At 64.6% G+C, this 19,577-nt stretch carries 21 protein-coding genes; 8 read left to right on the top strand and 13 right to left on the bottom strand.

What is annotated here, in order from left to right:
- Positions 1 to 206 precede the first annotated feature (206 nt).
- Positions 207 to 1,979, top strand: coding sequence for a Cdc6/Cdc18 family protein (locus ACWUI7_RS13140; protein ID WP_496642656.1), 1,773 nt, complete (start codon positions 207 to 209; stop codon positions 1,977 to 1,979).
- A 69-nt stretch (positions 1,980 to 2,048) separates the two neighbouring features.
- Here the strand turns inward: ACWUI7_RS13140 and ACWUI7_RS13135 are convergent, their stop codons facing one another.
- The 9 genes from ACWUI7_RS13135 to ACWUI7_RS13095 all read right to left on the bottom strand — a co-directional run bounded on the left by ACWUI7_RS13135 (position 2,049) and on the right by ACWUI7_RS13095 (position 9,059).
- A complete protein-coding gene (locus ACWUI7_RS13135; protein ID WP_496642655.1) occupies positions 2,049 to 3,092 on the bottom strand; it encodes a S24/S26 family peptidase in 1,044 nt (347 codons plus the stop codon).
- A gap of 55 nt (positions 3,093 to 3,147) precedes the next feature.
- The gene (locus ACWUI7_RS13130; RefSeq protein ID WP_496642654.1) at positions 3,148 to 3,438 is read right to left on the bottom strand and encodes a DUF5808 domain-containing protein; all 291 of its coding nucleotides are present in this window, start codon (positions 3,436 to 3,438) and stop codon (positions 3,148 to 3,150) included.
- Positions 3,439 to 3,560: 122 nt separating this feature from the next.
- On the bottom strand, positions 3,561 to 5,372 hold the full coding sequence (locus ACWUI7_RS13125) for a bifunctional N(6)-L-threonylcarbamoyladenine synthase/serine/threonine protein kinase (protein WP_496642653.1): 1,812 nt from the start codon (positions 5,370 to 5,372) through the stop codon (positions 3,561 to 3,563).
- A gap of 10 nt (positions 5,373 to 5,382) precedes the next feature.
- Positions 5,383 to 5,670: a 30S ribosomal protein S24e gene (locus ACWUI7_RS13120; protein WP_496642652.1), complete on the bottom strand. Its 288-nt coding sequence runs from the start codon at positions 5,668 to 5,670 to the stop codon at positions 5,383 to 5,385.
- Positions 5,671 to 5,799: 129 nt separating this feature from the next.
- Entirely contained in the window at positions 5,800 to 6,453 is a 654-nt protein-coding gene (locus ACWUI7_RS13115; protein ID WP_496642651.1) for a GTP-dependent dephospho-CoA kinase family protein, read from the bottom strand.
- 64 nt (positions 6,454 to 6,517) lie between these two features.
- Entirely contained in the window at positions 6,518 to 6,715 is a 198-nt protein-coding gene (spt4, locus tag ACWUI7_RS13110) for a transcription elongation factor subunit Spt4 (protein ID WP_496642650.1), read from the bottom strand.
- Positions 6,715 to 7,296 (bottom strand): DNA-directed RNA polymerase, encoded by a 582-nt coding sequence (locus ACWUI7_RS13105; RefSeq protein WP_496642649.1) that lies wholly within the window; start codon positions 7,294 to 7,296, stop codon positions 6,715 to 6,717. Before ACWUI7_RS13105 ends, spt4 begins: the two co-directional genes overlap by 1 nt.
- 106 nt (positions 7,297 to 7,402) lie before the next feature.
- Positions 7,403 to 7,930 carry a type II toxin-antitoxin system VapC family toxin gene (locus tag ACWUI7_RS13100; protein ID WP_496642648.1) on the bottom strand — a complete coding sequence of 176 codons (528 nt, stop codon included), beginning with the start codon at positions 7,928 to 7,930 and terminating at the stop codon, positions 7,403 to 7,405.
- A complete protein-coding gene (locus ACWUI7_RS13095; RefSeq protein WP_496642647.1) occupies positions 7,815 to 9,059 on the bottom strand; it encodes a translation initiation factor IF-2 subunit gamma in 1,245 nt (414 codons plus the stop codon). Before ACWUI7_RS13095 ends, ACWUI7_RS13100 begins: the two co-directional genes overlap by 116 nt.
- A 146-nt stretch (positions 9,060 to 9,205) precedes the next feature.
- Between ACWUI7_RS13095 and ACWUI7_RS13090 the strand changes: the two genes are divergently transcribed.
- The 5 genes from ACWUI7_RS13090 to ACWUI7_RS13070 all read left to right on the top strand — a co-directional run bounded on the left by ACWUI7_RS13090 (position 9,206) and on the right by ACWUI7_RS13070 (position 13,565).
- Entirely contained in the window at positions 9,206 to 9,688 is a 483-nt protein-coding gene (locus tag ACWUI7_RS13090; RefSeq protein WP_496642646.1) for a DUF5810 domain-containing protein, read from the top strand.
- An 81-nt stretch (positions 9,689 to 9,769) separates the two neighbouring features.
- Positions 9,770 to 10,210 carry a DUF5809 family protein gene (locus tag ACWUI7_RS13085; protein WP_496642645.1) on the top strand — a complete coding sequence of 147 codons (441 nt, stop codon included), beginning with the start codon at positions 9,770 to 9,772 and terminating at the stop codon, positions 10,208 to 10,210.
- A gap of 71 nt (positions 10,211 to 10,281) precedes the next feature.
- Positions 10,282 to 11,385: a DoxX family protein gene (locus tag ACWUI7_RS13080; RefSeq protein WP_496642644.1), complete on the top strand. Its 1,104-nt coding sequence runs from the start codon at positions 10,282 to 10,284 to the stop codon at positions 11,383 to 11,385.
- Between the two features lie 87 nt (positions 11,386 to 11,472).
- Positions 11,473 to 12,765, top strand: coding sequence for a phosphoglucose isomerase-related protein (locus tag ACWUI7_RS13075; protein ID WP_496642643.1), 1,293 nt, complete (start codon positions 11,473 to 11,475; stop codon positions 12,763 to 12,765).
- A 74-nt stretch (positions 12,766 to 12,839) separates the two neighbouring features.
- Positions 12,840 to 13,565: a CPBP family intramembrane glutamic endopeptidase gene (locus ACWUI7_RS13070; RefSeq protein ID WP_496642642.1), complete on the top strand. Its 726-nt coding sequence runs from the start codon at positions 12,840 to 12,842 to the stop codon at positions 13,563 to 13,565.
- Between the two features lie 28 nt (positions 13,566 to 13,593).
- Here ACWUI7_RS13070 and ACWUI7_RS13065 read toward each other — a convergent pair whose 3' ends face one another.
- A complete protein-coding gene (locus ACWUI7_RS13065; RefSeq protein ID WP_496642675.1) occupies positions 13,594 to 14,925 on the bottom strand; it encodes a DNA double-strand break repair nuclease NurA in 1,332 nt (443 codons plus the stop codon).
- A 141-nt stretch (positions 14,926 to 15,066) separates the two neighbouring features.
- Here ACWUI7_RS13065 and ACWUI7_RS13060 point away from each other — a divergent pair, with 141 nt between their 5' ends.
- Positions 15,067 to 17,031, top strand: coding sequence for a methyl-accepting chemotaxis protein (locus ACWUI7_RS13060; protein ID WP_496642641.1), 1,965 nt, complete (start codon positions 15,067 to 15,069; stop codon positions 17,029 to 17,031).
- Positions 17,032 to 17,074: 43 nt separating this feature from the next.
- Here the strand turns inward: ACWUI7_RS13060 and ACWUI7_RS13055 are convergent, their stop codons facing one another.
- The 3 genes from ACWUI7_RS13055 to ACWUI7_RS13045 form a co-directional block, all read right to left on the bottom strand.
- A complete protein-coding gene (locus ACWUI7_RS13055) occupies positions 17,075 to 17,458 on the bottom strand; it encodes a DUF7993 family protein (protein WP_496642674.1) in 384 nt (127 codons plus the stop codon).
- The gene (locus ACWUI7_RS13050) at positions 17,458 to 17,910 is read right to left on the bottom strand and encodes a DUF2240 family protein (protein WP_496642640.1); all 453 of its coding nucleotides are present in this window, start codon (positions 17,908 to 17,910) and stop codon (positions 17,458 to 17,460) included. Before ACWUI7_RS13050 ends, ACWUI7_RS13055 begins: the two co-directional genes overlap by 1 nt.
- Before the next feature lie 94 nt (positions 17,911 to 18,004).
- Entirely contained in the window at positions 18,005 to 18,703 is a 699-nt protein-coding gene (locus ACWUI7_RS13045; protein ID WP_496642639.1) for a TOBE domain-containing protein, read from the bottom strand.
- A 103-nt stretch (positions 18,704 to 18,806) separates the two neighbouring features.
- On the opposite strand from ACWUI7_RS13045, the gene ACWUI7_RS13040 reads away from it, so the two are divergent.
- Entirely contained in the window at positions 18,807 to 19,181 is a 375-nt protein-coding gene (locus tag ACWUI7_RS13040) for a helix-turn-helix domain-containing protein (RefSeq protein WP_496642638.1), read from the top strand.
- Positions 19,182 to 19,577: the final 396 nt, after the last annotated feature.

The raw sequence follows: 19,577 nt of genomic DNA, 5'->3' as shown, positions 1-19,577 counted from the left end.
CGACAGGCACAATGCGTCCACCTACAAAGGTGGTTTAGCTGATGTCCACCGCCAATCAGGCGGGGGGCGCGAACGGTTCCACCTGAAACAGGGGGGTTTCGGTACGTCGGTGGCCGTCGACAGGGTCCACCGATTTAGCAGGGTCCGGTGCCGGACGGACAGAGCCAATCGCCGAGCAGACGACCCGGCAGCAGGAGTGGTTGACAATGGACGAAGGGGAACACGCACCGAACGGGACCGATCCGGGAGACACCGACGAGTCACCAACTATCGATTCAGAGACATCGTCTCCGTCTAGCACGGACGATCAATCGCTACGTGATCCCCCGATAGACCAGACGACTCCCAATGACTTGGACATGAAACCCTCGAATACAGGCGACTCAAACCCGACAGATTCACGTCCGGAAGATTCACTGCCAACCGACCCAACCGAAACGGAGCCGCCAACTGACTCAACCGAAACAGATCCGCCAACCGACGAGACGCCTACCAGTACCGGCACTACGACTTCCGAGGAAGCGGTTGCGGCGCAGAGCCGAGATCGCTCGTCACCCGGCGTCGATCTTGACGGTGTCGTGCTTGATGACGACGACAATCAGGGACTGTTCGATGACCTTCTCGCGGGCGAGCCAATATTTGAGAACAAAGAAGTGCTTCGGCCATCGTACACTCCCCACGAACTTCCACACCGCACCGACCAGATCAATCGTATGGCGACGATCTTGGTGTCTGCGCTCCGCGGTGAGACGCCGTCGAACATCCTTATCTACGGCAAGACAGGAACCGGCAAGACCGCGTCTGCGAAGTTCGTTTCTCAAGAGCTCGAATCGACGTCGAAAAAGTACGATGTCCCCTGTGAAGTCGAGTACATCAACTGTGAGGTCACCGATACGCAGTACCGGGTGCTCGCACAGCTCGCGAACACGTTTATCGAAAAGAACCAAGCCGTCATTGACGACCGTCTTGGCCGACTTCGAGAGCTGGCGTCAACGGCCGACGACGACCCGGGCGCACTCGAGTCATCCGCATTCACGAGCGTCGAAGAGCTCACAGAGACCATCGAGCGGCTCGAAGCCGACGCCGAGGAGATGGAGCCGGTCCCGATGACCGGCTGGCCGACTGACCGCGTCTACACCACGTTCTTCGATGCGGTCGACTACCACGAGCGAGTGGTCGTCATCATGCTTGACGAGATCGACAAGCTCGTCGAAAAAAGCGGCGACGACACACTGTACAACCTTTCACGGATGAACTCCGAGCTGAACAACTCTCGAATCTCCATCATGGGTATCTCGAACGACCTGAAGTTCACTGACTTTCTCGATCCCCGGGTCAAATCCAGTCTCGGTGAAGAAGAGATCGTTTTTCCGCCATACGACGCGAACCAACTCCGTGATATCCTCCAACACCGTGCCGACATCTCGTTTAAAACTGACGCACTCACCGACGACGTTATTCCGCTCTGTGCGGCGTTTGCTGCACAAGAACACGGCGATGCTCGGCGCGCGCTCGACCTTCTCCGGACCGCCGGGGAACTCGCCGAGCGCTCACAAGCAGAGATCGTCGCTGAATCACACGTCCGACAGGCACAAGACAAGATCGAACTCGATCGCGTCGTTGAGGTCGTTCGCACACTCCCAACACAGAGCAAGATTGTCCTCTTTGCTGTAATCCTCCTAGAAAAGAACGGCGTCCACAACATCAACACCGGTGAGGTGTTCAATATCTACAAACGGCTCTGTGAAGAGATCGACGCTGACGTGCTCACCCAGCGGCGCGTGACGGATCTCATAAGCGAACTCGACATGCTCGGGATCGTCAACGCGGTCGTCGTCTCGAAGGGGCGATACGGGCGAACCAAAGAAATGGGACTTTCGGTGCCGATCGAAGAGACGGAAGCAGTGCTCCTCTCTGATTCTAGACTCGGCGACATCGAAAACGCTCAGCCGTTCGTACAGGCCCGATTCGACAACTGAACACCCAAGCGATAGCTGACACCGTCAACTCCCGTCGCACCCCACGCGGCGGTTCATGCTTGAGCCATACTACCTAACGCAGCCGGCTTGACCACTGGATGCATCGACCGACCCGACGGAAATAGCCGGCCGTATTGAACTGACTGTAGCAACAGTCTCTCCGACAGCATCTGAGTCGGCTGATCCAACCACTGGCACCCGATGACCAGTCCCGACTACCGCGTCAAGCGCCTCACCCGGCTCGACTTTTCCAGTCGTGATCAGCCTAACGTACCCGAGATACGGTACGCGCGCTCTGGCAACGCCTGTCACCCACTCGGCAGCCACGGGTTCGGCGAGGCCGCTTGCCTGGTCGTAGGCTCCATTGTTGTCACCGAGCGTAATGAATCCACTTCGCGGTGCGGGACAGTTCCGTAGCTCATCACAGGTATCTGCGGTGTGATACCGCTCGTCTGCTCGGTCATACCAGTTTTCTCCCGCCGTAACGTGGAACATCGCGCGGTGGATGATCGGTGACCCGCCGCGGCCGGGGGGCTGGTATATCACCACCGATCCGTGCTCACCGAAGCTCTGATAGCCGACCGCCTCGGCATCATCTGCAGTAACGACACCGATGTCGTTGGTCGTTGCGTCTGGTGACAGCCGCCCGGGCTCGGTAACGAACACGAGGTCGCCAACCTGCATGTTCGGCTCCATGCTCCCGGACTCGACGGCGACCATTGGGGGCCACACGCCACTTACCGCGAACAACAGCACACCGATCACGAACACGATAGCGAGACTCGAAAGCACCTCACGGAGCCACATATACGGCCCCGCCATATCGTGTCGAAACCGGTAGAGAGGCCCTCGCTTCTCGCACCCATGCTCACCAATCGGCGCGGTGGTGCCCTCTTGTCGAAGCGCGACGCGAAGCTCTTCGGGCGTCTCCGGGTCGGGTGCTGTCTCTGACCGTGTCTCTTCAGCACCGCCACCGTCTACGTCGTCTCGGCTTTCACCAGCGGTGTGCTCTCCGTCGACAGGTACCTCCTCACCGGCGTCCCGATCGGTATCCGCCACCGCATCCTCTGACGCGTCGCTCCGACTTGGCGACGGCCGATCGTCGGGATCCATCGTGTCGAAGTTAGCGAGTTTCCCAAATAAGCTTCCGGGTGTTCGGTCGTAGCCCTCAGTCGTCGACGATGACCTCTACGGGGCCGTCGTCGTCCGCCTCAGCCGCCTCGTCAGACTTGCCAAATACGCCACTGTCGGACCCTTGGGCGTACAGGCCTGCAGCCACGGCGACTACCACCCACGAGCGCCAGTTAGCGAGGTTCAGCGTGTAGCCGATCCCGAATGGCTTCTGGACCAGCATCCCCTCCTCTGGTTGCCAATATGCCGAGAGTAGCCGACCGAGACTCGGCCGCTCGAAGTTGTACGGGATACCAAGCACCTCTCCGGACGACGGTTTTTCTTCCATACCCGACAGTTGTGCGCCGGGGATAATAAATCGTGTCGACGGACCGACGACAGGTCGTCTCATCTCTCATCGGTACGGATGTCGATACCTGCACCCGCGCCGAGGCCGGTCGCCGGTACCGATCAGCGATATCGTCCACGACCGCGGACCGACTCAAGTTGGTCCAGAACGTCTTCGTCTCCGCTTTCGACGTATCCGGCCTCAAACGCTCCTACGAGCGAGTCCGGGTCTGATACCGTTCCCTCAAGTGACCCTTCGAACACGTGGAGGTCCATCGCGTGGTCTTCGACGTGGCCGCTGTAGTAGCCAAGCCCAAAGTCGATGAGGAACGGCCCGGTCTCTGACATCCCGTTGTGAGCGTCGTCGGCCTCCCGGCCAACCCTGATATTCCGCGTCGTTGGATCGCCGTGGACGATCCCCGCGTCGTGAAGCCGACCGAGGTACCGACCAACTGTCTTAACACATCCTAACACGCCGGTAGGTCGATCTCCACCCAGGACGGTCGCGAGGTCTCGGTCCCCCACGTACTGAAACGTGATCGCCGCCTCGGGAACGTCGACGCCGTACACCAACGGGGTCGCGACTCCGAGCCGCCGCGCCTCGCTCGTCAGCCGTGCCTCCATGACTGTCCGGTCCCGACGGAGCGTCCGATCAAGCGATGGGTGCCGGTACGACTTTATTACCCGTCGTTTCACCACGAAGGGACCATTAATGAGATCGCCGATAAAGGCCCCAGCGGTATCGTCACTCTCCTCACTTCCAGCCACCTTGGCCCTACTGATTTCGGCGCCGGCGCGTGCGTCGTCTACGATCGTTACCACCGCTTCGGCGCCTCGCTGTTGATGGACCGCTCCACGGTCGGTCGCTCCCCCCTGTTCAGTCGGCACTCCATCGTCTATCCGCGTTACTGACAACTCGTTGCCACGCCACGTCACCGGCACCTGGTCTGGGCGGAAGTTCGGGTCGACCGTCGAATCTGCGATCGGGAGCGTATCGCCGGCGCGACACATCTTCGCGCCGAGTACTGCTATCATCCCTGCGTTGTCCCGAAGAAACCGTGGATCCGGGGCGTGCCAGGCTGTACCGCGTGCCGCACACATCTCCGCCAGCATCTCGCGCAGTCTCGCGTTCTGTCCGACGCCCCCGCCTATCACCAATTCGTCGGCGCCAGTCAACGAGAGCGCCCGTTCTGTCACCTCGGTGAGCATCGCAAAGACGTGCTCTTGGAGCGCGAAACAGGTCGATTCGACCGGTTCACCGCCGTCGTACGCGTCGTTTGCGGCCGAGCTAATTCCCGAAAACGAGAAGTCCATTCCCTTGACCACGTACGGCAGTTCGTACAGGCTCGTCGACGCCCGATCTCCAGCCGCGTCAACCGCCTCCTGTGCTGCCTGTTCGACTTTTGGGCCACCCGGGTGACGCCATCCGATGTGTCTGGTGAACTTGTCTATCGCGTTTCCAACCCCTGCGTCCATTGTCTCACCCAATACCCGATAGCGGCCGTCATGGTAGCCAAGTAGGTGAGCATTCGCGCCGGAGGCGTTCAGACACACCGGATTCTCGAAGCCCGACTCGTGTCGCCCTATCTCGAGATGCGCAACCATGTGGTTGACACCGACGAGCGGCACATTCAACCGGCCGGCGAGCGCTCGCGCTGCCGTGGCGACCGTCCGGAGACACGGGCCCAGTCCGGGGCCGCGTGAGAACGCGACGGCATCAACCGTGCTTGAGCCGGCTGTTGTCTCGGCGATGTCGAGGATGTCTCCGACAACTGTCGGAATCGCCTCGGCCATGTGTTCTGCGGCTTCACGCGGGTGAATGCCGCCGCTCTCAGGGATGTACGGGTCAGACTCGATACGTACGGAGTCGGTTTCGGTATCGTAGAGCGCAGCGCTCGCACACCACGCGGTTCCTTCGATACCGAGAATACGCATTCGATCCGGCTTACTCGTCGTCGCCGATCTTGTTCCGCTCCAACATGTACTCCTGTTCGACGTCCTTCGCGTACGTCGGCGACTCGTACACCTTCGCGTAGCCTACGGTCTTTCGCATCCCGAATTTCGTGTTCAGTTCGTGCACGACGACCTCTTCTGAACCCTTATCGAGCTTGGCGGCGAGCGAGTCGCGAACAGAGAGCCGAGATGGAGTCGCCTCGTCGTGGACCGTCTCGAATCTAATGTCCGTGCGGTGCAACATGGGATTGTCCTCTTCGGAGATGATGTCGACGTCCATGATTCAGTTACGTGTACTACCCCTCGAATGCTGTAAAAGCATTTCGAAGCGGGCACCATGCGCTGCGCCCGCCGATTTCGGCGACTCACACCCCTTCGATTCGAGTGGAGATCCGTTTTCAACCCGCACTCACTCGTCGGTCAGTGCGTGCTCATCGGTCGATGCGTGCTCCCCAGCCGCGGTGAGCCCGAGCATCGTCTCGGCAGCAGCCACATTGCCGTCAAGTCGACCGAAGAGTTCTCGCGCCACTCGGCGGCTCTCCGGTGTCACAGCAACCCGAACGATCCCTTCTCCCGGTTGTCCGTAGACGACCGTTGTGCCGGTTTGAGCCGTGAGGATCGCCGGTAGCGTCGCGAGGTCCTCTTCGCCGTCGACGCGAATTGTCACCGGCTCGTCGTCGTCAAGCGCCGCAATGAGGGCTGTGAGGAGTCCTTTGGTGAGCGTCCCCGGCGGATTCACCGCCTTGATCACCCGCTCGTCACCTGCCGTGATGGCTTGTTCGACCGTCGGCCGAACCGCCTCCCGCTCGGTGTGCCCATCAACGACGGCGACGTCTGGCCGTTGTCCGGCCGCCAACAGGTGGTACGTCACGACGTCCCCGACCGCGACGAGCGGGGCGTCCGGCGCGTCGTAGCGGTCCCGTGTCCGTGCAGCGGCCGCGATCACCGCGTCCAAGTCGGTCGTCACCGGCCCCATCGCCGTTTTGAACGCGTCTCGTTCGGCCGCCGGAAGGCTCACGACTACATCGGCTCCGTCAATTGGCTGCTCGGTGTCGTCGTCCATCGGGGATGTCGCGTTCGTGTGTCTGTCGGCGTGTTAGCCGATGTGTCGTCCGGTTATTCCCGCCTCAGCGAACCTTCAGTGCGTACGATCCCGGCTTCGAGACGTTCATTTCTTCGGCTATATGGCTTTTCTCCGGGTCCGTGATGACGACGTAGCCGGCCCAGTCTTCTGTCAGCGCCGAGGAGCCGCAGTGCTCACACGTCTGGGCGTCCGGGTCGTTGACGTAGTGACACTCACGACACGCGAGCCGGTCGCCGGCCATCAGTTACCCTCCCCGGTTGTGCCGGCTTCGGCCCGACGGCGGCGGTCGCTCTCGAGCCACTCGTGTTTCCCGAGCCCGGGCTGTTTCGCGGTGAGCCCGATCTTCGAGTCGCGTGGGTTGCGTTCGTCGACACTTTTCGTGACGACACGTACCCGAACTGCATCCTCGACGCCGAGGCTCTTATCAGAGTCGGATGACGCGAGCTGTTGGTTCGCCGCGTCGAAGGTGAGGTACTCGTCCGTGATCTGTGAGACGTGCAGTAGCCCGTCGACGGGTCCAATCCCGACGAACGCGCCGAACTCGACCGTCTCGACGACGGTCCCGTCGACGACCTCCTGCATGTCAGGGTCGAAAGTGAGTGCGTCGAACTCGGCCTCGTAGTAGACGCCTGGGCGGTTGTGGAGCACCGCCCCCTCGCCGATATCGTGGACCTTGATGACGCTCACGACGCTGCCGACGTCTTCGTCCATTCGTCCTTCCAACTTGTCCTGTAGCAGGGCTTTCACCCGCTCGTCGGTGACGTCCGCCAGGTGCTCCGGCGGTACCTCGACCGTGTCCTTGAGTCGTACTCGTTTGTACATATGCGTGGGTTGTGTCTGTGTCGCGTGTATCGCGTTCTGTGTTCGTCCCGTCCTCGATTCCTCGCCGCCCGCAGTCGGGTGGCTCCGACCATTCCGGCCGGCGTCGCTACGGGTCCGTTACCGTGAGTGTCTCGCGCCCCCGTAAACAGAGTACCGGTGTGTCCGCGTCAAGCACCCGCCGAACCAGTTCTCTGTCGGCCGTCGCAACGTAGTCAACGTCGCCAGCCGCCGCAAGCTCGACGAGCGCGTCGTCGGCGTACGTCCCGCCGGTGTCAAGCGGTCGGGCCCGTGCTGCAAGGTCTCGCCCGACGCTTGCCGCGGTTGCCGCCTCTCCGCTCCCGTCTCCGAGTCGGTCGAGTTCCTGTAGGACCGACGACGGGACGACCGTGTCAACGGCACCGAGAACCCGGTCGAGCTCCTCGAACAAACGAAGATTCACCTCGACCGGCGCCATGAGGACGCTCGTGTCGAGAGCCACCGTCTGGGTCTCGGCCCGCTCGGACTCCGGCTCGGACACGCTATGAAAGCGTCCCGACGCCGATAAGCCGCCATCGCGCGCCGACCCGCCGATTGATGGCGATCTGAGCGCCCGACTCGGCGCAAACCGGCCGCTTGAGCTGCACCTCACACTCATCATCTCGTGCGCTCGTCACGGCCCCGACGGTCGTCGCGGTCCCGACGGTCAACATCAGCGGCTCGCCGGTCGATATCTCCTCGATGTCGCTCTCGCCGCTCTCGTCGTCCTCGTTCCCGACGACGCGCTCGAGGAGGTCTACCTCCATCTCGAACTCGTGTCTGGTCGGCGGGAGTGTGCCGGGCTCACCGGCGACCTGCCCGGCGAGCGCGTCGCCTTTGGTCAGACTTGGGTCGAGACCCGTTCCGACGCCGAGCAGCCCGCCAGGTCGAGCGGACTCAACCTGCTTGGAGCCCGCCTGTAGCGACCGAACCGACGTCTTGAGCGGTTGCCACTCCGTCTGTCCCTCGGACTCGACTTCGCGTCCGGGGCGGATCTCTAAGCCGTCGCCCATGGACAGCTCTCCGCGGACGAGCGAGCCGCCGACGACGCCGCCCTTGAGATCTGACGCAGTCGCACCCGGACGGTTGATGTCGAACGACCGGGCGGCGAACATCCGGGAGTCATCGGACGGATCGCGGTCCGGAGTCGGTATCTCCGTCTCGATGGCCTCGATGAGGAGGTCGAGGTTGACCTCTTGGCCGGCCGAGACAGGAACTATCGGCGCCCCTTCTGCGACTGTCCCCTCGACGAACGACTGTATCTGGCCGTAGTTGTCGACTGCGCGGTCGCGGTCGACGAGGTCGACTTTGTTCTGGGCGATGACGATGTTCTCGATTCCGATGAGATCGAGCGCCATCAGATGCTCTTCGGTCTGTGCCTGTGGGACGTCTTCGGTCGCGCTCACGACGAGGACTGCACCGTCCATGATCGACGCGCCCGAAAGCATCGTCGCCATCAGCGTCTCGTGGCCGGGGGCGTCGACGAACGAGACGGTACGGAGCCGTTCGCTCTCCGTGCCGTCCGGGCATGTCTCGTCTGTCGTGTAACACGCGGGCGCGTCGACGTCTGGACAGCGGCGGAACGTCGCGTCCGCGTACCCGAGCCGAATCGAGATCCCGCGTTTCATTTCCTCGCTGTGCTGGTCGGTCCACGAGCCGGACAACGCTTGGACGAGCGTCGTCTTCCCGTGGTCGACGTGACCGACGAGACCGATGTTCACCTCCGGTTGTGTGTTGGCTTGGGTCACTGTGTTCCCTCCTAACGGAGTAGTCTTATGGGAAAATTCGCCCCGTGCGACTGATAAAGTTGCTGTTACGGCGGCGACGACACCCGACCGCGGGTGACTGTGGCTCCGACGCGTCTTTATCACTCGGCATGGAATATGTAACCGTCATGGGATACGCGTGCCCAGTGTGTGCGATTCCACAGCGCGACGGCGAACATCTCGCACACCACCTCGCGTTCACTGGGATGATGCACAACGACGACCACGAGGCGTGGCTCGACGAGCACGCTCCCGACTGGAGCGACCAGACGCCCAACGGCCTCGCCGAGACGGTCGTCGACCACGCCGAGCCGGCCGAGTACTACGAGGTGTTCGAAGACACCGTCGACCGAGGCCGACCGGCCGTCGACGCCGGGACCGACCGTGCGGACCACGAGCACGCAGAGCCGCGCGCTCACCGTGGGCGTCGCGGTGTCGGTGTGGACGCACCCGACCCGGAGACGGCGGCCGTCCTCCAGGAGGCTCGCGAACTGACCCAGCAGATGTACGCAGACGACGCGAGTAATGTCGAGACGACACATGATTCCGAGACGACACGTGATGCCGACGACCGCGGAGACATAGCAGACGCTGAAGACGGCGAGCCGTAGCGATCAGTCGATCACCCGGCTGCACGACGCCGACAGCTGCTCGAACCGAACGCCCTTGTCACTCGGCCGACTGCGACCGGTATGGAGACGAGAGGTGTGTTCGCCCCCGAGACCCCACACGCGGCCGCGACGCGATACGAACAGCTCGGTCCGACCGCCCGGGTCGTGGTCCGCGAGACGGCAAAAGCGATGTCGTTCGACGCCGACGAGTACGACAAGCGGGTTACCGGCGCGGTCGTCGAGACCGCCCGAGACGCGACGTTCGCAGAGCTGCTCATCGTCCACCTCGCCGACAGCGATGAGTTCGACGTGTGGCTCGCCGACAGCGAGTTTGGTGACGACGATGTCGTCCAGCTTGGATCCGCTAACGTCGACCGTGTCGCCTGGCACCCCGTCCCATTTGCCGAGACAGTCCTGGCAACGACGTACCAAGACCGACCGACTGCGGCCGCGAGCACCCTCCGGCGAGCTGCCTTCGGTCGGGTATATCGTGATGCACTTGTCGAGACCGACTCGAACTGAGTCGCGGTGTCTGACCGGCGGACGGTTGCACGCGACGGCACTGTTAGGTACGTGGAGCGGATCATACCGCTATGCGCGGTCAACGCACACTCGGCGGCTGGTTCGCAGCGATCGTGGTGACCTTCGCGGTCGCGACACGGTCGGCAACTGCCCACGTTGACTACGTCACCGAAGACGCCGGTGAGCCGCAAAACGCCATCGTGTTTCTTACCGAGGTGCTCTCTGTGCCGTTCAACGCCGCCCTCTTCGTCGGGGGTGGGATCGCCGTCACCACCGGTATCGCCGGGTACCTCTGGGTCCGCCCGACGATCCGGGACGTCGTCGTCCTCAGAGAGAAGCTTGCCGGCTACGGCGACCTCATCCCGTGGATGCTCCGGCTCTCTATCGGGCTCCCACTCGTCGGTGCCGGGTTCCAGGGGTATCTGTTCGCACCGACGCTCACGTTTGATCCGGCGGTGAATCCCGCCCTCCGAGTGTTGTTCATCGGTCTCGGTTTCTTCACCCTCTTCGGGCTCGCAACCCGTATCGTCTCGACAGTCGGCATCGCCACGTTCGCGTGGGTCCTTCTCTCGGTCACCCCCGGCGTCGTCATCGCGATGGAGTACGTGCCGGTCTTTCTCGCGTTGATCGTCCTCGGTGGGGGTCGACCGAGCGCGGACGATATGCTGCTCGCGGTCGCGAGCACGCGAGACACGTACTACGGTCGTATCGACCCCGTTCACCACCTGAAGGCGTTTCTCGACGAGACGCTGGCGCCGTTCCGGAGATATGTCCCCGTAGTCCTCCGCGTCGGGATGGGTGTCACGTTCGTTTACCTCGGGTTGATCGAGAAGCTCGCTGACCCTGGACGCGGCTTGCTTGTCGTCGAGAAGTACGACCTGACCGCAGTCGTCCCAGTCGACCCGGGCCTCTGGGTCGTTGGGGCCGGTGTAACGGAGATCGCCGTCGGGTTGGCGCTCGTCGCGGGCTTTTTCACCCGTGGGGCGGCCGCGGTCTCGTTTGTCCTCTTCACGACGACGTTGTTCGGCCTGCCGGACGACCCGGTGTTGGCACACGTTGCGCTGTTCGGCATCGCCTCGGCGGTGTTCACCCTCGGTTCCGGTCCGCTCTCGTTTGACCGCTGGTTCGGCCGTCCCGCCCTCGACACCGACGAACAAGCCATCCCGGCCGACTGATCGGCGTCGAGCCAGCGGTGTCGGTTCGGGTCCGCCCTCGCTGCGATACCACTGCAGGTTTAATCCCTACCGGCCGCAGTGTCGATCATGGACGTCGACATCGGCAACGCGCTCGGCACCCAGCCAGGACTCACCGAAGAGACTCTCGATCGGCTCGACGATCGCGTCGCGGCCGCCCACGAGACTATCACGACCGGGATGACCAATGAGGCCTTTGGCTACGCCTCGTTGTGCCTGCCAGAGACCGCCGACCCGGATGCGATCCGAACCGCCGTCGACCGATTCGACGACCCGTCGGCCGTCCTCACGGTCGGTATCGGCGGCAGTGCGCTCGGGGCGGCCACGCTTGCGGACGCGCTCGATAGCGACGTTGAGACACACTTCCTCGACAACGTGGACCCCGCACACGTTGAGGCGGTGGCCCGCGAGCTTCCCCTCGCCGAGACGGTCGTCGTCGTCGTCTCGCGGTCTGGTACCACCGCAGAGACGCTCGCGAACTTCCTCGTCGTCCGCGAGCAGATGGACGCTGCCGGCGTCGACTGGACCGACCGGACGCTCGTGATCACGGGCACAGACGGGAACCTCCGCCGACTCGCCGAGACACACGGCCTTCCTGCACTCGACGTCCCAACGGGAGTCCCAGGTCGGTTCTCCGTCCTCTCGACGGTCGGGCTCGCTGTCGCGGCGATTCAGGGCCACGACGTCGAGGCGGTGCTCGCGGGCGGCCGCGATGGGATGGACGCGTTGGCCGGCTCGCTTCGTGAGTCCCCGGCGTACGCCTACGGTGCGACGACGTACGCGCTTGCGATCCGCGGCGCACAGACGAATGCCGTGATGCCGTACGCGGAGTCGCTCGAAACGTTCGCCGAGTGGTTCGCCCAACTGTGGTCCGAGAGCCTCGGCAAGGATGGGCTGGGACAGACTCCCGCTCGTGCGCTCGGCGCGACAGACCAGCACTCGCAGCTCCAGTTGTACCGTGCCGGCCCGCCGGACAAGCTCGTTACGCTCGTCCGGCCGACCGAGCGCGCCGCTGTCCCGATCCCAGAGACGGATCTTGAGGGGCTCTCGTACCTCGGGGGCTCCTCCCTCGGTGCGCTCCTCGACGCGGAGTTCGAGGCGACAGAGGCGAGCCTCGCTGCCGCGGCCGTTCCGAACGTCCGGATCGAGATCGACCGGGTCGACGAGCGCGCACTCGGCGAGCTGTTGTTCGGCATGGAAGCCGCCTGTGTCCTCTACGGCGAGCTCGCCGGCGTCTCGACGTTTACCCAGCCGGCTGTTGAATGGGGGAAGCGAGCGGCTCGTGGCCTACTCGGTGGCGGTGACTTCCCCGAAGCCGAGGCGGTCGCAGACAAACGCGAGTTTCGCGTCGACGGCGCCTGAATCGGCCGCTCGCGGCGGCGTGCCCGTCGCGGGGTTCCGGAGCGCCTAACACGACGTGCGTCCAATCACCGTCGATGATAGACGACCTCCCGGTCCCGGTCGAGCGACTGGTTCACGCCGCGAGCGCCGTCTTCGCGCTCATCTTCGCGCTCCTCGCCGCCAGCCTGATCGCTCAGCTGGCCACCTCGGCGGCGGTCGGCATCGGCGTCGTCGCGCCCGAGACGAACGCGTTCACGCTCCTCCGGACCGTCGCCAGCTTCGCGGGCTTCCTCCCGGCCGTGGTCGGCTACCTCGTGATCACTGACCAGCGCGACCTCGTCTCGGTCTCGATCCCATCGCTCCGGGAGGTCGGGCTCATCGTCGGGGCCGCGGTCGTGCTCTACGGGCTCCAAATCGGGCTCCTCCTCACGCTCCGCGAGTTCGGGCTCGGGACCGGACAGAACCCGGCGACGACGCCCGCCGGCGACCCGATAGTCTACTTCGCCGCGATGATCGCGGTCTCGCTCTTCGTCGTCGGGCCGGCCGAGGAGCTGTTGCTTCGCGGCGTCGCCCAGGGGGGGCTCCGCCGCTCGTTCGACGCCGCGCCGGCGATCCTCATCGCGGCCCTCATGTTCGGCGCGCTCCACGGGAACGTCGAAGGCACCGTCGTCGAACAGGTCGCGTACATGGGCGTGACGGTGATCCTCGGCGCCATCCTCGGCGTCCTATACGAGAAGACCGAGAACGTGCTCGTCCCGGGGTTCGCACACGGGCTGTACAACGCGATCATCTTCACGGGGCTCCTGTGGCGCGTGCTGTGACTTCTCGACGGGGGAGGGTTCGCTCGGTCTAATACGGCTCCTTCCCCCACCGTCGATCGTCGTAGGTCGCCTGCTGGTCGCTGTCGAACCGCTCCTCAAACTTCCGGCGCAACGCGGCCTTCTCCGTGGCGCTGATTCGCGCGAGCGTGTCCGCCTTCTGTACGGCCGCCGGCGGCCCTCGCGTCGTCGCCACCTCGGCGAGGACCTGTCGTGTCAGTCGATCCCGGGTCGCCTCGTCGCGGGTGAACGCGTACGGCGCCTCGAGTTTGTACGTCACGTCAGTCCGTGGATCGTAGAGGATCATGAACGTCGGCTCGTACAAGACCGGATCGAGCTCGCGGTCGATCCCGAGTGCATCACCGCCTTCGGCCATCGTTCCGTCCGGCCCGCCGCGACTGTGGAACCAGGTGGTGAACGTGAGCTCGTCGTCGATTCGGTCACCGCTCGCGGACCGCCCGAGCTCGCGCTCCCCCTCTGTCGACCCGCTTGTTCCACCCGCCGACCCGCCGTCTCCCTCTGCTGACCCGCCTCCCGCCGCACGACGCTCTAGTAGTCGCGTGAACAGCGCGGTGTCGTCCGGCCACGGCGACTCCACGCCCTTCCGACCGAGCGAGCGGATGATGGTTCGACTCGTCGGATTCTTTACGAAGCCGGCGAGTGGAACGTCCCGCTCTACGAACCGCTCGACCAGTCGGACATACGTCTCAGCGACCGTCCGCGGCTTCGCCTCCCGAGCGAGCTCGCCAAGCGCGGGATCCCGATCCTCCCAGGTGAACAGCTCTTTCGGGTACACGGGCCCGTCGAGCAGGAGTAGCTCGTCGACCCAATCGGCGTGGTCGAGTGCGTGCGTCCCCTCGGCGAGGTACAGCGCAAGCGCGTGGACGACTCCCTCGGCGTACCGATTGACCCGTGGCGCGTGAAGCACCCGCTGACGGGTGTGGCCCTCGTCGCGCTCCCGCCACTCGTCGTCGAAGCTGGCGGTCGAGTCGCCGGCGTGGACCGTCGCGACGATCGTCCGGTCGCGGTGGAGCCCGAGGTCGGTCGGTGTCGCAGCCATCGCGGCGTGTGCCACGTCGACGACGAGCCCGTTTTTGAACGTCGTCGGATTGATCGTTCCCGAGTCGAGCCCGTGAACCGTCTCGAACGGCCGTTCTGCGAGCGCGACGTCGTCGATCGACGCCCGCCGACGCTCGTGCGGACCGACGGGCTCTATCACCACGCGCCCGTCGTGATGGAGTGACGGGAGCCACTCTTGCCAGATCCGCGCTGCGAGTCCCTCGTGGTCGGTCGTGTCCACGTCGCCAGCGATCCCGTACGCGAGCCGCGCGATGTTCTCGACGTGGATCGGATCGAGCGTCACGACCGAGTCGTGGACCGGGACGAATATATACCGGTCGGCCGCGCCGCGGGTGTCACTCGGAGCTGCCATCGCGTGACACACCAGTATCAGCACCGATAGTTAGAGCCGAACGTTCTTGTGTCATGTGTCTGGACGACAGGCATGGTCGAGTCAGCCACTGAACCGCCCGCAAACGACGCCGGTCCGTCGTCGACGTCACGCTCGTCTGCCGGTATTGGCGAGACGCTCCGTGAGATCGTCCGGTACATCCCTGACGGCACCTCGATGCCCCGAGCGATGTGGCGCCGCCGCCACCGAAACATCCTGCTCCTCGTCGCCGCACAGACCCCGTTCCTGCTCGGACTCGGACTCTACGAGGGGACAGAGTCCGTGCTCACCGGCGCCGAGATCCCCGCCACGCCTCGCTGGATGCTCGCCGGCTTCCTCGCGTTGATCCTCGCGACCGCAGCGCTGGCCACCCGCTCGTGGTTCCCCCGACGAACGCGTACCGTGATCGCCGCGTTCAGTGCGATGACGGTATCGATGGCGCTGGTGAAGCTCTCTGGCGGCTACATCGAGGCGCATTTTCACTTCTTCGTCTTCGTCGCCGTGCTCGCGCTCTACGAGGACTGGCTGCCGTTCGCCGTCGGCATGGGGTACGTCGCGGTCGGCCACGGCCTGTTCAGTCTGATCGACTCGAGTCTCGTGTACAACCACCCGGCGGCGATCGCCAATCCGGTCGTGTGGGGAGGGATCCACGCGACGTTCATCACGGGGCTCGCGCTCGCGCTGACGGTCAACTGGTACTCGATAGAGAAGTCACGCGAGGAGGTCGACCGGCAGCTCGGTCGCGTCTCCGAACAGCGCGCCGAACGCGAGGCGGTCGAGGAGGCGAGGGCCGAACTCGAAGCCGAGAAGGCCGACGTGGAGGCGCGACGCGAAGAAGTCGAACGACTCAACCACCACCTCGAGACCACCGCCGAGGCCTACCGCACACAGATGCGGGCGGCCGCTGACGGCGACCTCACGGTCAGACTCGACGCCGAAAGCGAGAGCGAGGCGATGACGCAGATCGCCTCCGCGTTCAACGAGATGATGGCCGATATCGAGTCTGCGATGGGGGAGATCCAGACGTTCGCCCACGAGGTGGCCGACGCCAGCGAACAAACGACGACGAGCGTCGATACGGTGGCGTCGCTGAGCGACGACCTTGGCGGGTCGGTCGATGCGATCGCCGAGGGGGCCACAGAACAGCGCGAGATGCTCGAGAGCGTCTCGGGTGAGATGAACACTCTCTCGGCGGCCATAGAGGAGGTCGCCTCTTCTACGGAGACCGTCGCCGACGCCGCAGAACAGACGGCGACCATCGCCGATGCGGGTGAATCGACCGCCCGCAACGCGATAACCCGCGTCCGGGAGTCGCAGTCGGCCATCGAGTCGAGCGCCGAGAAGGTGAAACAACTCGACGACCAGATGGAGGCGATCGGCGAGATCGTCGACCTCATCGCCGACATCGCCGGGCAGACGAATTTGCTCGCCCTCAACGCGGCCATCGAGGCGGCCAGAGCGGAGGGCCACGCCGGCAGCGGTGCGAGCAGTGGATTCGCCGTCGTCGCCGACGAGGTGAAGGGGCTCGCCGAGGAGACGGCTGCCGCCGCCGACGAGATCGAGGCGATGATCGACGGTGTCCAGTCACAGACCGAAGACACCGTCGCCGAGGTTCGGACCGCCTCTGAACACATGGATGCGGGCTCCTCGGCGGTCGAAGACGCCGTCGACGCCTTCTCGCAGGTGGCCGAAAACGCGGCCGAGACCGACGCCGGCGTCCGGGAGATCAGCGACGCGACCGACGACCAAGCAGCAAGCACCGAAGAGACGGTCGCGATGGCCGAAGAGGCGTCCACGATCAGCCGCACGACTGCCTCCACGGCTGTGGATGCCTCGGAGGCAGCGGCAGCACAACAGACCGCGACCGACGAGGCGGCCACACAGGCCGGCACACTCACCGAACACGCTGAGCGTCTCCAGCGGCTCATCCGTGCTTTCGACGTGAGCGATGACTCGGCGGTGTCCAGTTCTCTCGGTCCGTCTGCGCCCGCACTCGGTGACGGTGGCCGGCCGAACTAGGTGTGTGACGCAATTGGTGTCACCACACCTGCCGCCGACCGTCTCAACCGGTCGAGTCCGCTTCGACGACCGCTCGGAGCGCCGGCAGCACCCGCTTCACCGCGGCCCCGTCCTCGAGAAACACCAGTGTTCGCGGCGACTCACCACCGGCGGGTCGCACCCGGAGGTCGGCATCGCTCGCGGCTTCGGCGACTGCGTCGATCGCGGCACGGAACTCGAGTCTGAGACGATCTGGCTGGACGTACGCGTCGACGATTGGCTCCTCCCCCCGGGCGATCCGGTACGCCAGTGCGCCGTCGAGGGTCGGCTCTACGTCTATGTCGGCGTCAGCCACGCTGAGTGTCTTGAGCCGCCCTTGGTCACCGGTCACCTCGGAGGCGAGCAGTTGCGCGATTCGGACGCCGTCGTGCAGTCGATCGACCACGATTACGCCTCCGGTGTGAGCGTCTCGCGCACCGCCTCGGCGAGGTGGTCGACGCGCGCATCGCGTTGCTTCGCGTAGAGCACGGCCGCCGCCTCAATGGTGACGTTGAGCGCCTGCTGTCGCTCGTTTATGGCGGCGACGGCGGTCTGTTTGTCCACGCCCGTCGCGACCGCGGCCTCGAGTGCGGTCTCGAACGCCGATTGCTCGCGTAGGATGTCTTCGCCCGGGCTGAACCCGTCCGGAATCACCACCGCGTCGGGGTCGAACTGTGCGACGAGGTCGCCGTCTGTCTCGACGACGAGCCCCCGTCCGGCCGCTACGTCGACGAGTCGCTTCGCCTGGTCTGGAGAAAACCACTCGCGCTCGAGCGACAGCGCGACGACAAACGATCCCTCACCGAGCCGGTCCGTCGCGTGCCACTTGAAGGGGGCCGCGACGGTGGCCTCGAGACTCATATCCCATCCGACCCGGCGATCGGTGTAAACGTACCGGAGCGAGTCCGCCAGTGGCCGATGAACCGGACCACGCCCCACGCGTGCCGACTAGGACTCATCCGACCGCGCCCATCACGAGCCGTGTTGCAGTCGCTTTCCACGAAAGCCACACCTCGGTATCTACCCCCAGTGCCAGCCGTTGGGCGCTCTCGTTGGTGACGAGTGCGCGTACCGTCTCACCGTCGACGGCAACCTGGACCGTGTGGACCGTCTCACCGCGGTCGATCCCGGTGACCCGACCGCGGCGACGGTTGCGTGCGCTCGTTTCGCCAGGCGACTGGTCGTCCATCGGCCGCACCGTCACCGCGTCCGCGCCGATCCGAACCTGCACTTGGTCGTCGACGGAAAGTCCCTCGTGGCGCCCCCACACCGTCCCTACGGCAGTATCGACCGCGGCGAGCTCGCCGTCGACGGTTTCGACGACCCCACCGACGACGGTTTCGGGGACGCCGGCCGCGGCGGCGACTGCGGCCGACAGCCGATCGTAGCGGCCGAGAAGTGCCCGGCCCGTCTCGGTTAGCCTACTGCCACCGCCACCACGTCCACCCCGCTGACGTTCGACGAGGTCACCGAACCCCCCTTCGAGGCGTTCGATCCGTCGGAGCGCCCGTGCTCGGGAACGCCCGAGCGTCTCGGCGGCCCGTGCGACCGAGCCCGTCCGTCCGATCGCCTCGAGCAGCGCGGCGTCGTCGGACCCGAACTCGACCTCCCCCTCGACGAGCATCGCACGGCCCCGTCCGGTGGGTTCACTCATGGCCGGCGAGTTCACACGGTGAGGCCATAGTTCCTCTGACCTGTGCGCCCACGGTCCCGTGCTGGCTCGAAACGGTTAATGACGCGACCGCCGACCCGTCTACATGGCCGATCCGACCATCGAAGACCTCGTGGGGGACGTCTCACCGTCCTTTGGGCACGTCCTCTCGTGTGTATTTGGGGTACAAGACCACGAGAGCCGGACATACCTCACGCTCACTGAGCATCCGGACAGCACCGTCGCCGAACTCGCCGACGTGCTTGACCGCGACCGCTCCAACGTGAACCGGTCGCTCTCGACGCTTCGTGAGAAGGGACTCGCCGAGCGTCGTCGACGCCTCCTTGATGACGGCGGTTACGTCTACCAGTACACCGCAATACCGATACCCGAGGCGAAGGCCCGACTCCACGACGCGCTTGACGAGTGGGTTGCCGGGGTCCACGACGCTATCGAGGCGTTCGACCCGGACGGCCGGTAAGCAGGCTCGTTCCAATACGCGTGTGTCAGTGATTGTGTATCCAACATGACTTCGTGACACCCGGACACCACTTGGGTCACACCCTCCCCAGCCGATTCTATATGTTCGTGGAAGTGGCTGTGTGAACAAGACGCCGCCGCAACCTCCGGACACCAATTGGGCCACACCCTCCCCAGCCGATTCGCTCGTCGCCCACGGGCGACTCGCTCATCCCTCGCACGCGCTCGCAAGCCCGCCTCCGGCGTGCTCGCGAGGCGCGCGCCACCCTACGCGTATGTCAGCATTTTCGAGGTGGAGCCCCCGACCTCAAGGAGCGAACGGAGTGAGCGAGTAGGTCGGGGAGGAAACCGACATGGGACTACACAACCGCTACACTGCGACCGACCGACTCCCAAG

The organism is Halorubrum orientale (genome assembly GCF_059623105.1).
The sequence above is the reverse complement of the archived record's forward strand: the minus strand, read 5'-3'. Positions and strand labels throughout refer to the sequence as shown.

Bases quoted from the DNA above. Each gene is read 5' to 3' on its own strand.
- ACWUI7_RS13125 (WP_496642653.1), bottom strand. From the start codon at position 5,372: ATGCGTATTCTCGGTATCGAAGGAACCGCGTGGTGTGCGAGCGCTGCG.
- spt4 (WP_496642650.1), bottom strand. From the start codon at position 6,715: ATGGCCGGCGACCGGCTCGCGTGTCGTGAGTGTCACTACGTCAACGAC.
- ACWUI7_RS13085 (WP_496642645.1), top strand. From the start codon at position 9,770: ATGGAGACGAGAGGTGTGTTCGCCCCCGAGACCCCACACGCGGCCGCG.
- ACWUI7_RS13140 (WP_496642656.1), top strand. From the start codon at position 207: ATGGACGAAGGGGAACACGCACCGAACGGGACCGATCCGGGAGACACC.
- ACWUI7_RS13045 (WP_496642639.1), bottom strand. From the start codon at position 18,703: ATGAGTGAACCCACCGGACGGGGCCGTGCGATGCTCGTCGAGGGGGAG.
- ACWUI7_RS13100 (WP_496642648.1), bottom strand. From the start codon at position 7,930: ATGAGTGTGAGGTGCAGCTCAAGCGGCCGGTTTGCGCCGAGTCGGGCG.
- ACWUI7_RS13080 (WP_496642644.1), top strand. From the start codon at position 10,282: ATGCGCGGTCAACGCACACTCGGCGGCTGGTTCGCAGCGATCGTGGTG.
- ACWUI7_RS13060 (WP_496642641.1), top strand. From the start codon at position 15,067: ATGGTCGAGTCAGCCACTGAACCGCCCGCAAACGACGCCGGTCCGTCG.
- ACWUI7_RS13075 (WP_496642643.1), top strand. From the start codon at position 11,473: ATGGACGTCGACATCGGCAACGCGCTCGGCACCCAGCCAGGACTCACC.
- ACWUI7_RS13070 (WP_496642642.1), top strand. From the start codon at position 12,840: ATGATAGACGACCTCCCGGTCCCGGTCGAGCGACTGGTTCACGCCGCG.
- ACWUI7_RS13090 (WP_496642646.1), top strand. From the start codon at position 9,206: ATGGGATACGCGTGCCCAGTGTGTGCGATTCCACAGCGCGACGGCGAA.
- ACWUI7_RS13135 (WP_496642655.1), bottom strand. From the start codon at position 3,092: ATGGATCCCGACGATCGGCCGTCGCCAAGTCGGAGCGACGCGTCAGAG.
- ACWUI7_RS13130 (WP_496642654.1), bottom strand. From the start codon at position 3,438: ATGGAAGAAAAACCGTCGTCCGGAGAGGTGCTTGGTATCCCGTACAAC.
- ACWUI7_RS13115 (WP_496642651.1), bottom strand. From the start codon at position 6,453: ATGGACGACGACACCGAGCAGCCAATTGACGGAGCCGATGTAGTCGTG.
- ACWUI7_RS13050 (WP_496642640.1), bottom strand. From the start codon at position 17,910: ATGAGTCTCGAGGCCACCGTCGCGGCCCCCTTCAAGTGGCACGCGACG.
- ACWUI7_RS13120 (WP_496642652.1), bottom strand. From the start codon at position 5,670: ATGGACGTCGACATCATCTCCGAAGAGGACAATCCCATGTTGCACCGC.
- ACWUI7_RS13040 (WP_496642638.1), top strand. From the start codon at position 18,807: ATGGCCGATCCGACCATCGAAGACCTCGTGGGGGACGTCTCACCGTCC.
- ACWUI7_RS13105 (WP_496642649.1), bottom strand. From the start codon at position 7,296: ATGTACAAACGAGTACGACTCAAGGACACGGTCGAGGTACCGCCGGAG.